We start from the raw sequence: 12,999 nt of genomic DNA on the forward strand, positions 1-12,999 counted from the left end.
GCCAATCCCTCATAGCTGATATACCCGCCGATATCGGCTCATTCGTCCCTGCCGTTCCCCGCGGAGGTGTCCCCCGTGCCCCAGCCGCACCGTCCCACCCGTCCCGCCAGGCCACGGCAGCCCCGGCGCACGCTGCGCGGCGGTGGGGGTGGGGGTGGGGGTGGGGCCGGGGCTGCCGGCCAGGCCCGGCGCCCCGGGGACCGGCCCCGGTGGGGCGTGCGGCTCGCGGGCGGCCTCGCGCTGGTGGTGCTGGCCTCCGGAGCCGTCGGGCACGCCGTGATGACCGGTCTGGACACCGGGATCGACCGGGTGGACCCCTTCAAGGACATGAAGAACCGCCCGCAGGCCGGGCACGGGATGAACTTCCTGCTCGTCGGCACCGACGGCCGCGACAAGATCACGCCGGAGGAGAAGCGCGAGTACCGCCTCGGCGGGGCGCCCTGCCACTGCACCGACACGATCATGCTGGTGCACCTGTCCGCCGACCGGGACCGCGCGAGCGTGGTCAGCCTGCCTCGGGACAGCTACGCGGAGGTCCCCGCCCACCAGGACCAGAACACCGGCGAAGCGCACAAGCCGCACCCGATCAAGCTGAACGCCGCGTACTCGGAGGGCGGCCCCAACCTGACCGTGCGCACCGTGGAGAACATGACCCGGGTGAAGATCGACCACTATCTGGAGGTCGACTTCACCAGTTTCATGAAGACCGTCGACGCGGTGGGCGGCGTGGAGATCTGCACCGCCAAGACGATGCGCGACAGCTACACCGGCCTGGAGTTGCTGCCCGGCACCCATCACCTCACCGGCGGCCAGGCCCTGCAGTACGTACGCTCGCGCCACGTCGACGGCGCCGCGGACCTCGGCCGGATGCAGCGCCAGCAGCGGTTCGTCGCCGCCCTGATCAAGCGGGCCACCGGCAGCGGGGTGCTGCTGAACCCGGTGAAGTTCAACCAGGTCAGCTCGACGCTGCTGGGCTCGGTGCGGGCCGACCGGGACTTCGGTTCGGAGCAGATGCTGGCGCTGGGGCAGGCGATGCGCGGCTTCACCCCGTCCTCCTCGGAGTTCGCCTCGGTGCCGGTCGGGGACACCGCGTACGAGGTCAAGGGGGTCGGCTCGACCGTCAAGTGGGACGAGCCGAAGGCCGCCAAGCTCTTCGAGTCGCTGCGCGAGGACCGGCCCTTGGTCGACGCCCCCGCCGGACAGCCGGGACAGCCCGCGCAGCCGGGACAGCCCGGGCAACCCGACCGGTCCGGCAACCGACCTCCGGCGGCGGTCGCGGTCGACGTGCCGCCCGACGAGATCCGGGTCCAGGTCGAGAACGGCACCCGGATCGACGGTCTCGGCGGCCGCGTGGACGCCGCGCTGCGCGCGACCGGCTTCGACACCACCGGCCGCCCCGGCGGCGCCGTCCGCCGGGACGTCAAGCGCACGGTGATCACTTACGACCCCCGCTGGGACCGCTCGGCGCGCACGGTCGCGACGGCGCTGCCGGGCAGCGAACTGCGCGCCGTACCCGGCCAGGGCCGCACCGTCCTGGTGACGGCGGGCACGGACTACCGGAAGGTGGTCCCGGTCCGCGCGGACGACCCCTACCAGGGCCGCTTCGCGGTGGCCACGGGCGACCAGGTGAACTGCGGCCGGTAGCCCGTCCGGTAGCCGGCGCCGGCTACCGGACGCGTTCCACCAGGGACACCTGGAGGCCGTGGACCTTGGTCTTCTTGACCAGCTTGTAGTGCTTTTCCAGCGTCTCGGCCTGCTCCTTCGGGAGCTTGTGGTACGGGTTCTGCGTCCCGCTCCAGGTGACCACCCACACCCGCCGGGTGGTGCCGAGGCACTTCTCGGGCTGCCCGCACTCCACCGGGAACAGGTCGTCGTTCGCGACGGCGGTGCGCTGGGCGAACACGTCGCGGAGCTTGACCTTCGGCGGCAGGAAGTACTCGACCTGGAAGTCGGTCATGAAGACGCTGTCGGTGCCCCGCACCGGCACGAAACCGTCACCGGGCCGGTAGCCCTTCGCGATGACCGCCGCGGCCTCCTCCCCGTCCCGGCCGGCCTTGACCGTCTCCGTACGGAGCTGCCGCTGGTCGGGGAGGCCCAGCAGGACCACCGCGACCAGACCCGCCACTCCGAGCGGTCGGGGCCGCAGGGCCGCGAGGCCCGCGGCGGCGACGAGCACCCAGGCCGGCACGGTGAAGAGGAGGTAGCGGTCCATGAAGTACGAGGTGCTGCCCTGCGAGACCACCCAGGCGGCCACGATCGGAACCGCGCCGACCAAGAGGAGTTCGACGGCGGGCCGGCGGCCGCGGCTCCACGCGAGCGGGAGCAGCGCCAGGGCCGCGATGGCGAGGGAGACGAGCGGAGAGCCGAAGAGGGAGTCCCAGATGTCCGCGATGCTCCGCAGGTGCGGCGTCTTGATCCAACTGATCTGTCGGCCCACCTGCCGCTGTCCGAGCAGCACCAGCGGGATCACGGGCACCAGGGCGACGGCGGCCGTCACCGCGAAGGCGACGACGGTGCGCCCGCGCCGGTCCCGCCACCAGCGCAGCACCACGATCAGCGCGTGCGGCAGCAGGAACAGCAGGGAGACGATGTGGAACAGCCCGGCCGCGGCCACCGCGAGGGCGTACGGGGCCCAGAGGCGCGGGGTCGGGCGGTCCAGCGCCCGTATCAACAGCCAGGTGGCGGCGGTGACCGCCAGCAGGACGAAGGCGTACGACCGCGCCTCCTGCCCGTACCGGGAGACCGACGGGAGCAGGGCGAAGAGCAGGCCCGCGAAGACGGCGGTGCGGCGGTCGAAGAGCGTGCGGGCGGTCAGGACGACGAAGGCGGCGGCCCCCGCCATGGCGAACGCCGAGGGCATCCGCAGCATGGTCGCGGAGTCCCCGAAGACGGACACCCAGCCGTGCAGCAGCAGGTAGTAGAGGCCGGAGACGGCGTCCACGTGGCCCAGCATCGCCACCAGGTCGCCGGTACTGCGGATGGCGGCGTTCCAACTGGCGAGTTCGTCACGCCACAACTGCGGGGTGCCGCTGCCCGTGACGGCGACGCCGAAGGTCAGCAGGGCTGCCCACAGCCAGTCGACGCGCGCCGCTCGCGGTGCCCGTGCCCTGCCCGCCGCCGTCCGCGGCGCGCGGTGCCCCGAGCCGGCCTCCGGTATGGCAGCCGTACTCCTGCTCGTCATCTGCTCGTACCTTCCGGGTCCATCGGGACGGCTGCGGTGCGCCGGCGCAAGGGAATCCGGACCGGGCTCGACGTGCCAGGGTAGATCAGGCCCGGGGGACGCAACCAATTGACCCGGTCGCCGCCGCGGCTCGGCGGCCCGGGTCACCGGGAGCGGACCGGCGGATCGCTCTTGGGCAGCGAGACCTTCGCCCCGTCCAGCAAGCGCTTGAGCAGGTTCGACAACGGCCGCTCGGCGAAGCGGTGGACGAGCCAGGAGAGCAGCAGGATGACGGTCAGGCACAGCCCCAGGAGCGGGAAGGGTGGTATGTCGTAGTTGCGGCCCCACCGGATCATCGCCCAGCCCAGCTCCTGGTGGAGCAGGTACACGGGGTAGGTGAGCGCGCCGGCCACCGTGAGCCCCTTCCAGCGGATCCAGTTGAGGGCACCCGTCGCGGCCGCCAGCATGACGAGGAAGCACGCGCCGGAGACGATGGCCATCACCGTCCAGGAGAGTTTGCCGTGCACCTCGAACTCGTAGGAGCCCGCGGTGTAGTGCAGTCGGTTCTGCGCGACCAGCCAGGAGAAGACGACCACTCCGAGCAGCAGTGGGTTCACGCCGAACCGGTAGATGAGGTACAGGGCCACGCCCGCGATGAAGTACGGCGCGTCCTGCGGCATGAAGAGGGTGTCCATCAACGCGCTGCCCACGCTCGGCGTGATCACGGCCAGGATCATCCAGATCCCGCAGAACGCCAGCACTCGGCGGTAGGTCAGTCCCATGACCGCGACGATCGCGAAGAGCAGGTAGAAGCGGAGCTCGATCCAGAGCGTCCAGTACACGCCGTCGGCCTCGGTCACGCCGAGCGGACGCTCCAGCATCGTGAGGTTGGTCAGAATCTCGCTGATGCTCATCGACTTGCGACCGGCACGGACGGTGGACGCCGAGTTCACCACGACGGCGGTGATGAGGACGCCGACCCAGTAGGCGGGGTAGAGCCGCACGACCCGGGAGGTGAAGTAGTCACGGGCTGACCGGCCCCAGCACGACATGCAGATGACGAAGCCGCTGATGAGGAAGAACAGTTGGACGCCCATCCACCCGTAGGACGCGAACGCGTGGAAGAGAGGCATCAGTTTCCCGGGGCGCGCGCCCCACACCTCCGGATGGATGTTGACGCCCGCCCAGTGGAAGAACAACACGGACAACGCGGCTATCAGGCGCAATCCGTCCAAGACGTAGAGTCGCGGGCGACGCCCGCCGGCTGCGTTCGGCCGGGCCGTTTGTGCCGGCACGGCGCCCAGCGCGGGCGGGGGTGTTATCAGTGCTGACATAGGGGCTCGACTCCGCAACGTTTCCGGCTCGGGATCCGACGTCGTCCCCCTGGCGCGAATGCCCCGACGTCTGACGACACCTTACGGGCGGGTCACATCACCGCACGACGTGGCGGGGCATCCGTGACTCGAAACACGCGGGCGACGTCACTCATCGAACCCCTGTGCGGCTCTTTCCTCGCGCAGCACCATGATCGCCTGACGGCGGGCGAGGCGGTGGGTGCGGCGGATCTGGGCCTCCTGGTTGCGGCGCTCGTCCTGCTCGGTCTCGGGCAGGACCGGCGGGACCCGGCGGGGCTTGCCCTCGGCGTCGACCGCCGCGAAGACGAGGTAGGCGCTGCCGACCTGGGTGGCGGGGGTGGATTCGTTCCAGCGCTCGGCGAGGACCCGTACGCCGATCTCCATGGAGGTGCGTCCGGTCCAGTTGCACTGGGCCTTGACGTGGACGAGGTCGCCGACCCGGACGGGGGCGAGGAACGCCATCTCGTCCATGGACGCGGTGACGGCGGGACCGCCCGAGTGGCGCCCGGCCACCGCGCCCGCCGCGTCGTCCACCAGCTTCATGATCACCCCGCCGTGCACCGTGCCCAGCAGGTTCGTGTCGTTGGCGGTCATGATGTGGCTGAGGGTGGTCCGGGAGGCCGAGATCGGCTTCCCCGGCAGTTCGCCCGCTATCTCTGTCATACGGCCACCTTAGATGCGTACCGCAGGCATCAGCTCTGCAACAGCCCCGGTACGAAGTGCCCACCGGGCTGTCGGCGGGCTCCCCCGGGAAGGCATCCTTGGGCACATGAATGACTGGCCCGAGCCCGAGGGTCCGCAGCGGATGCGGCACATCCAGCGGCAGCAGCAGCCGCCCGTCCGGCAGCCCGGCCCGCCGCGGCCGCCCGTCGACCCCCCGGCGCGGCAGCCCACGTACGGCGTGCCGCCGCAGCAGACGCAGAGCCCCGGCGGCTACGACGGCGGCTACAACACCGGACAGGTCTACGGCATGCCCGACGGCGGCGGTGGCGCCGGGCGTCCGCCGGGCGGCCCGCGCCGCCCCGGACAGGGCGGCGGCGACGGCCCCGTACCCGTCCGCGTCGTCGTCGACTGGCGCAGGCGGATCAAGATCGGCTCGATCGTCCTCGTCTCCGCGCTGGTGGTCACCACGGTCGGCACCTACTTCTGGGCCGACTCCAAGGTGCGCCGCGAGGTGGACCTCTCGAAGGTCATCGAGCGCCCCAAGGAGGGCGACTGCACGACGTACCTCATCGTCGGCTCCGACAGCCGCGAGGGCATGTCCGACGAGGAGAAGAGGAAGCTCCACACGGGCTCGGCCGAGGGCAAGCGCACCGACTCCATGATGATCCTGGCGAAGTGCTCCAGCGGGAACACCATGATCTCGCTGCCGCGCGACTCGGACGTCGAGATCCCCTCCTTCGTCGGCTCCCAGTCGGGGAAGAAGTTCCCCGCCCAGGGCCGCCGGGTCAAGCTCAACGCGGCGTACGCGGAGGACGGCCCGGAGCTGCTGGTGCGCACGATCGAGTTCAACACCGGCCTGCGCATCGACCACTACGCGGAGATCGGCTTCGCCGGTTTCGCGAACATCGTGGACGCGCTGGGCGGCGTGGAGCTGGACATCGAGAAGGGGTTCAAGGACGAGAAGTCCGGTGCCGACTTCAAGGCCGGACGCCAGACCCTCAACGGCAGCCAGTCGCTGGCGTTCGTCCGCACCCGCTACGCGTTCGCCGAGTCGGACCTGCAACGGACGAAGAACCAGCAGAAGTTCCTGTCGGCGCTGGCCAGTCAGGCGGCGACCCCGTCCACGATCCTGAACCCCTTCTCCCTGTACCCGGTGATGGGCGCGGGGCTGGACACGGTGATCGTGGACAAGGACATGGGACTGTGGGACATGGGGCAGATGTTCTTCGCCATGAAGGGCGTCAACGGCGGTGACGGCGTGTCGATGAACATGCCCATCTCCGGTGAGCGCGGTGGCAACCTGATCTGGGACAAGGCGAAGATGCAGCAGTTGGTGAAACAGATCCAGAACGACGAGAAGGTCACCGTCCAGAGCCGCTGAGCGCGCGGGGCGGCGTACGGGGGCGGCGTACGGGGCGGCGCGCGGGAACGGCGTGCGCCGGGGGTACGGGGCCGGTCCGGTAGGTTGCCGTAGAACTGTTGCGGCCCACGCGCCGGGGGGAGGTCCGGGGAGTCCGTGCTGTGGTGCGGCACGGAACCGGACGGGCGTCCTTCCTCCCTCTGGAGCGTCCATGCCCCTGCACCCGTCCCCGAGCGCCTTCGCCAGGCCGCAGCCAGACGGGGACCACCTCGGCAAGCCCGCCATCCCGGGGCAGGCGGCGGCCGGAGCGGTGCCGGGAGGACGACTGCGCGTCCTGGACGGGCTGCGGGTCCTCGCGGCGGCGGCCGTGCTCTTCCACCACTACACCCGCAGGGACATCTGGGGGTACGACGCCTTCGGGTGGCTGACCGCGGTCGGCCGTTACGGCTGGCTCGGCGTCGAACTGTTCTTCATGATCAGCGGCTTCGTCATCTGCATGTCGGCCTGGGGCCGGCCGCTGGGCGGCTACCTGCGCAGCCGGGTGATCCGGCTCGGACCGGCCTACTGGTTCTGCGTCCTGCTCACCGCGGTCGTCCTGCTCGTCGACGGCAAGCCGTTCGGCGGCGCCGGGCCCGGGCTCAGCCAGGTCCTGACGAACCTGACCATGTTCCAGACCCCCCTCAAGAGCGCCCAACTCGACATGTCCTACTGGACGCTGTGGTCCGAGGTCCGGTTCTACCTGCTCTTCGCCCTGGTCGCCTGGACGGGACTGACCTACCGCAAGGTCCTGAACTTCTGCTGGATCTGGACCGTCGCCTCGCTCCTCGCGCCGACGTCCGGCCTGCCGCTCCTCGACACCGTGGCCAACCCGGTGTATTCGCCGCTGTTCGTCTCCGGGATCTGCTTCTACCTGATCCGCCGGGAGGGCCCGCGCGTCGGCGAGCCGTGGGCGCTGCTGGGCCTCTCGTGGCTGCTGACGCAGCGTTGGCTCAACGACATCGTCGCCTGGAACACCGTCAAAGGCGACCGGCTGTCCTGGGAGACGTGCCTGGCAGTGGTGACCGTCTGCCACCTCGTCATGGCCGCGGTGGCCCTGCGCCGGTTCGACCGGATCGACTGGCGATGGCTGTCGGTCGGCGGCGCCATGTCGTACCCGCTGTACCTGCTGCACCAGCAGATCGGCATCACCCTGCTGCGGCAGTGGCACCGTGACGTCGAACCGTGGACCTTGCTGCTGTCGGCGGTCGCGGTGATGGTGGCGGCGTCCTGGCTGATCCAGCGCTTCGTGGAACGCCCGGCCGCCCGGCTGCTCAGGCGCGGGCTGGAGCACCGGCCGGCGCGCGCCTGAGCGCCCGGGACGTACGAGAAGGGGCACCCCGCCGGCGGGGTGCCCCTTCTCGTGCGTCCTCGACCGTTACTTGCCGGCGCGGGCGCGCAGCTTCCACGGCATGGCGATGGACTCCAACTGCACCGCGAGGTTCATCTTGGACTCGCCGACGGTGCGGTCCTCGAAGTGGATCGGGACCTCCATCACCTGGAAGCCGCGGCGCAGGGCCTTGAACTTCATCTCCACCTGGAAGCTGTAGCCGGCGCTGCCGATCGACGCCAGGTCGATCGACTTCAGCGCGTCGGCGCTCCACAGGTTGAAGCCGCCCGTGATGTCACGGACGCGGGTGCCCAGGATGGTGCTCGCGTAGGCGTTGGCCCAGCGGGAGAGCAGCTTGCGGTGCGCTCCCCAGGCGTCCGAGAGGGTGCCGCCGGGGACGTAGCGGCTGCCGACGACGAGGCCGGCGCCGGTGGAGCGGGCCACGCCCAGCATCTCGGCGATCTTCCCGGCGGGGTGCGAGCCGTCCGCGTCCATCTGGAACACGTACTCGGCGCCGTCCTCGACGGCCTTGGCCATGCCGGCCGCGTAGGCGCGGCCGAGGCCGTCCTTGGCGGTGCGGTGCAGGACCGACATCCGCGGCTTGCCGTCCTTGGTGAGGAAGCCCTCGGCGAGCTCGTCGGCGATCTTGCCGGTGCCGTCGGGCGAGGAGTCGTCGACGACCAGCAGGCGCAGGCCGGGCTGGTCGAGGCCCATCAGCAGCTCGACCATCCCCGGCAGGTTGCCTGCCTCGTTGTACGTGGGCATGACCACGGTGAGCGGCGTGTGCGCCCAGCTGTCGGGGAGCTTCGTGGTTGCGACGTCGGTCGCGCGGGGAGTCTGCTGCTCGCCTATCACAGGGTTATGCCTCACTGAAGTTGGTCACCGGTCAGAGGAGAAGCGGACGGAGCCGGAAGGAAGTTCCGCCTCGCACCACACCCGAGCCCCTGCGCGAAGTTCGTTGTCAGCCCCTACGACGGCGCCGTCTCCGATGACCACGCCGTCAAGCACCGTGCGCGTACCCACCGAAGCGCGGGCGCCGATCAGGCTGGCGCTCACGTTCGTGTCCGCACCGATGATCGCGCCCTCCAGGACGATGGAGCCCTGGACGACCGCTCCCGCCTCGATGCGGGCGCCGGACCCGACAACGGTACCGCCCGACAGCTTGGCGCCCTCCGCCACCTCCGCGCCCGGGAGGACCAGGGCCTCGCCGCGCGGCCCGGGAACGGCCGGGGAGGAGACGATTCCGCGCACGAGGTCCGCGGACGCCTGGACGAAGGACTCGGGCTTGCCCAGGTCCAGCCAGTAGGTGTCCTCGGTGACGCCGTGCAACTTGGCACCGGAGGCGAGGAGGCCGGGGAAGGTCTCGCGCTCGACGGATACCGGTCGGCCGACCGGAATGGCGTCGATGACGCTGCGGCGGAAGACGTAGCAGCCGGCGTTGATCTGGTCGGTGACGATCTCCTCGGGGGTCTGCGGCTTCTCGGTGAAGGCCAGCACCCGCCCCTCGGGGTCGGTGGGGACCAGGCCGAAGGCGCGCGGGTCCTCGACCCGCACCAGGTGCAGGGAGACGTCGGCCTCGGCCGCCTGGTGGGATTCGACCAGGCCCGCGATGTCCAGGCCGGTGAGGATGTCGCCGTTGAAGACGAGGACGGGGGCGTCCGGGCCGCCCGTCAGCCGCTGGGCGGCGTTGCGGATGGCCCCGCCGGTACCGAGGGGTTCGTCCTCGACGACGTATTCCAGGGTGAGGCCGAAGGCCGATCCGTCACCGAAGTAGGGCTCGAAGACCTCGGCCAGGTAGCAGGTGGCCATCACGATGTGCGTGACACCGGCGGCAGCGGCCCTGGCTATCTGGTGGGCGAGGAACGGAACACCCGCGGCCGGAACCATCGGCTTGGGGGTGTTCACCGTCACGGGACGCAGCCGCGTCCCCTGCCCGCCAACCAGCAGGATCGCTTCCGTCATTGCTTTCTCCCCAACCGGTTCGGGCGTACGAAGGTTCAAATTTAGCCCATGCGGCGGCGCGCGAAGGCCGGAGGTGGACCGCGCCGCCGGGGGCCGCGACGGCGGCCGCGGGGCGTGCCGCGCGGAACACCGTTGCCCGCACGGCAGGTCGGGGCCCCGGACGCCGCCGGGCGCCGGCTCCCAGCGCGCGAGGGGAGGAGGGAAGGCCCTTGACGTTGTTGCGGATTCGGTATGCGGACCATCGGCGTTCGGGTCCGTCGCGATGCCCGGCTCGGGCGACTCCACGAAACGGAAGTGTCGACCGACAGCCCGGCCGGGGAACCCCGGCCGGGCTGTTGTGTGAGAAATCAGGGCAGGTTGCGCGCCATGACGATCCGCTGGACCTGGTTCGTGCCTTCGTAAATCTGGGTGATCTTCGCATCGCGCATCATGCGCTCGACCGGGTAGTCGCGGGTGTAGCCGTAGCCGCCGAGGAGCTGGACCGCGTCCGTGGTGACCTCCATGGCCACGTCGGAGGCGAAGCACTTGGCGGCGGCGCCGAAGAACGTCAGGTCGCCGTCGACGCGTTCGGACTTGGCCGCGGCCGAGTACGTGAGCTGGCGGGCGGCCTCGATCTTCATGGCCATGTCCGCGAGCATGAACTGCACGCCCTGGAAGTCGCCGATCGGCTTGCCGAACTGCTTACGCTCCTGGACGTAGCCCTTGGCGTAGTCCAGGGCGCCCTGGGCGATGCCGAGGGCCTGGGCCGCGATGGTGATGCGGGTGTGGTCCAGGGTCTTCATCGCGGTGGCGAAGCCGGTGCCCTCGGCGCCGATCATGCGGTCCGCGGGGATGCGGACGTTGTCGAGGTAGACCTCGCGGGTCGGGGAGCCCTTGATGCCGAGCTTCTTCTCCGGGGCGCCGAAGGAGACGCCCTCGTCGGACTTCTCCACGACGAAGGCGGAGATGCCCTTGGAGCGCTTGTCCGGGTCGGTGACGGCCATGACCGTGTAGTACTCGGAGACGCCCGCGTTGGTGATCCAGCGCTTGACGCCGTTGAGGACCCAGAAGTCGCCGTCGCGCACCGCGCGGGTCTTCATGCCGGCCGCGTCGGAGCCCGCGTCGGGCTCGGAGAGGGCGTACGAGAACATCGCGTCCCCCTTGGCCAGCGGGCCGAGGTACTTGGCCTTCAGCTCCTCGGAACCGGAGAGGATCACCGGGAGCGAGCCGAGCTTGTTCACGGCCGGGATGAGGGAGGAGGACGCGCAGACGCGGGCCACCTCCTCGATCACGATCACGGTGGCGAGCGCGTCCGCGCCGGCGCCGCCGTAGGTCTCGGGCACGTGGACGGCGTGCAGGTCGTTGGCGACCAGCGCGTCGAGGGCCTCCTGCGGGAAGCGCGACTCCTCGTCGACCGCCGCGGCGAACGGCAGGATCTTCGCCTCGGCGAGCGAGCGGACGGACTCGCGGAGCATGTCGTGCTCCTCGGCCGGGCGGTACAGGTCGAAGTCGGCAGAACCCGCCAAGATCTCTCACTCCCCAGGTGTGATGCGTGGTGCGCGCGGCGTGATGTCGGCGCGCGATCCGTGATGCTAACTACCGTTAAGTAACCCGAAGCTTAGTCTCCGGCGCCGGGGCGGCGATATGTACGGCGTACGTGAGCTGCGTGACAGCGCGGGCGCGTGGTGCGCGCACGGGGAGCGTCCCCCGGGCCGGGCCCGACTATGCTCAGTGGCCGCAAACGGCCCCGCACCTCTGGAGCACCCATGGCCCCCCTCAAGATCACCGTGATCGGCACCGGTTACCTCGGTGCGACGCACGCCGCCGCCATGGCGGAGCTGGGCTTCGAGGTGCTGGGTCTGGACGTGGTGCCGGAGAAGATCGAGATGCTGGCCGCGGGCCGGGTCCCGATGTACGAGCCCGGGCTGGAGGAGCTGCTGGCCACGCACGTGGCCGGGCTGCCGGGCTCGTCCGGACGGCTGCGCTTCACCCACTCGTGGGAGGAGGTCGGCGCCTTCGGTGACGTCCACTTCCTGTGCGTGAACACGCCGCAGAAGCACGGCGAGTACGCCTGCGACATGTCGTACGTGGACTCCGCGCTGGAGTCGCTGGCCCCGCACCTGACCCGGCCGGTGCTGGTCGTCGGCAAGTCCACTGTGCCGGTCGGCTCGGCGGAGCGCCTCGCGGCGAAGCTGGCGGCGCTGGCCCCGGCGGGCGCGGACGCGGAGCTGGCGTGGAACCCGGAGTTCCTGCGCGAGGGCTTCGCGGTGCAGGACACCCTGCACCCGGACCGGATCGTGATCGGCGTCCAGGGCGACCGGGGCGAGAAGGTGCTGCGCGAGGTCTACGAGACGCCGATGTCGGAGGGCACGCCTCTGGTGGTGACGGACTTCCCGACCGCGGAGCTGGTCAAGACGGCCGCCAATTCGTTCCTCGCGACGAAGATCTCCTTCATCAACGCGATGGCCGAGGTGTGCGAGGCGGCCGGCGGTGACGTGGTGAAGCTGGCGGAGGCGATCGGCTACGACGAGCGGATCGGCTCGAAGTTCCTGCGCGCCGGGATCGGCTTCGGTGGCGGCTGCCTGCCCAAGGACATCCGGGCGTTCATGGCCCGGGCGGGCGAGCTGGGCGCGGACCAGGCGCTGACGTTCCTGCGGGAGGTCGACTCCATCAACATGCGCCGCCGCGGGCACATGGTGGAGCTGGCGCGCGAGGCGGTCGGCGGGTCCTTCCTCGGCAAGCGGGTCGCGGTGCTCGGCGCCACCTTCAAGCCGGACTCCGACGACGTGCGCGACTCCCCCGCGCTGAACGTGGCCGGGCAGATCCACCTCCAGGGCGGCCAGGTCACCGTCTACGACCCGAAGGGCATGGACAACGCGCGGCGCGTCTTCCCGACCCTCGGGTACGCGGACTCCGCCGCCGAGGCGGCGCGGGGCGCGGAGGTGGTCCTGCACCTGACCGAGTGGCGGGAGTTCCGCGAGCTGGACCCGGCCGCGCTGGGCGAGGTCGTCACCGACCGGCTGGTGCTGGACGGCCGCAACGCCCTCGACCCCGACCTGTGGCGGGGCGCCGGATGGACCTACCGCGCGATGGGCCGCCCCCGCGCCTGACGGGGCCGGGGCGCGTCAAGGCCCTCGTCAGGCGGCCCGTGACC

At 70.8% G+C, this 12,999-nt stretch carries 10 protein-coding genes; 4 read left to right on the plus strand and 6 right to left on the minus strand.

Annotated elements, in window-relative coordinates:
* Window positions 1-216: 216 nt before the first annotated feature.
* Window positions 217-1,644, plus strand: coding sequence for an LCP family protein (locus tag ABZ934_RS28840; RefSeq protein WP_361318680.1), 1,428 nt, complete (start codon window positions 217-219; stop codon window positions 1,642-1,644).
* Window positions 1,645-1,666: 22 nt separating this feature from the next.
* On the opposite strand, the gene ABZ934_RS28845 is transcribed toward ABZ934_RS28840, so the two are convergent.
* From ABZ934_RS28845 to ABZ934_RS28855, 3 genes are all read right to left on the minus strand, one after another.
* Window positions 1,667-3,181, minus strand: coding sequence for a glycosyltransferase family 39 protein (locus ABZ934_RS28845; RefSeq protein WP_361318682.1), 1,515 nt, complete (start codon window positions 3,179-3,181; stop codon window positions 1,667-1,669).
* 143 nt (window positions 3,182-3,324) lie between these two features.
* Window positions 3,325-4,395, minus strand: coding sequence for an acyltransferase (locus tag ABZ934_RS28850; protein ID WP_361318684.1), 1,071 nt, complete (start codon window positions 4,393-4,395; stop codon window positions 3,325-3,327).
* Between the two features lie 246 nt (window positions 4,396-4,641).
* Complete coding sequence (locus ABZ934_RS28855) at window positions 4,642-5,178, minus strand: acyl-CoA thioesterase (RefSeq protein WP_361318686.1); 537 nt, start codon at window positions 5,176-5,178, stop codon at window positions 4,642-4,644.
* Window positions 5,179-5,284: 106 nt separating this feature from the next.
* On the opposite strand from ABZ934_RS28855, the gene ABZ934_RS28860 reads away from it, so the two are divergent.
* Window positions 5,285-6,559 (plus strand): LCP family protein, encoded by a 1,275-nt coding sequence (locus ABZ934_RS28860; protein ID WP_361318688.1) that lies wholly within the window; start codon window positions 5,285-5,287, stop codon window positions 6,557-6,559.
* A gap of 190 nt (window positions 6,560-6,749) precedes the next feature.
* Window positions 6,750-7,886, plus strand: a complete 1,137-nt coding sequence (locus ABZ934_RS28865) for an acyltransferase (RefSeq protein ID WP_361318690.1) — start codon at window positions 6,750-6,752, stop codon at window positions 7,884-7,886.
* Between the two features lie 66 nt (window positions 7,887-7,952).
* Here the strand turns inward: ABZ934_RS28865 and ABZ934_RS28870 are convergent, their stop codons facing one another.
* From ABZ934_RS28870 to ABZ934_RS28880, 3 genes are all read right to left on the minus strand, one after another.
* The gene (locus ABZ934_RS28870) at window positions 7,953-8,669 is read right to left on the minus strand and encodes a polyprenol monophosphomannose synthase (RefSeq protein ID WP_361318756.1); all 717 of its coding nucleotides are present in this window, start codon (window positions 8,667-8,669) and stop codon (window positions 7,953-7,955) included.
* 114 nt (window positions 8,670-8,783) lie between these two features.
* A complete protein-coding gene (locus ABZ934_RS28875) occupies window positions 8,784-9,866 on the minus strand; it encodes an NDP-sugar synthase (protein ID WP_361318692.1) in 1,083 nt (360 codons plus the stop codon).
* A 347-nt stretch (window positions 9,867-10,213) separates the two neighbouring features.
* Window positions 10,214-11,371 (minus strand): acyl-CoA dehydrogenase family protein, encoded by a 1,158-nt coding sequence (locus ABZ934_RS28880; RefSeq protein WP_361318694.1) that lies wholly within the window; start codon window positions 11,369-11,371, stop codon window positions 10,214-10,216.
* A gap of 240 nt (window positions 11,372-11,611) precedes the next feature.
* Here ABZ934_RS28880 and ABZ934_RS28885 point away from each other — a divergent pair, with 240 nt between their 5' ends.
* Window positions 11,612-12,955: a UDP-glucose/GDP-mannose dehydrogenase family protein gene (locus ABZ934_RS28885; protein ID WP_361318696.1), complete on the plus strand. Its 1,344-nt coding sequence runs from the start codon at window positions 11,612-11,614 to the stop codon at window positions 12,953-12,955.
* Window positions 12,956-12,999: the final 44 nt, after the last annotated feature.

The organism is Streptomyces sp. NPDC046557, from assembly GCF_040645975.1.
In the GTDB taxonomy this organism is placed as follows: Bacteria; Actinomycetota; Actinomycetes; order Streptomycetales; family Streptomycetaceae; genus Streptomyces.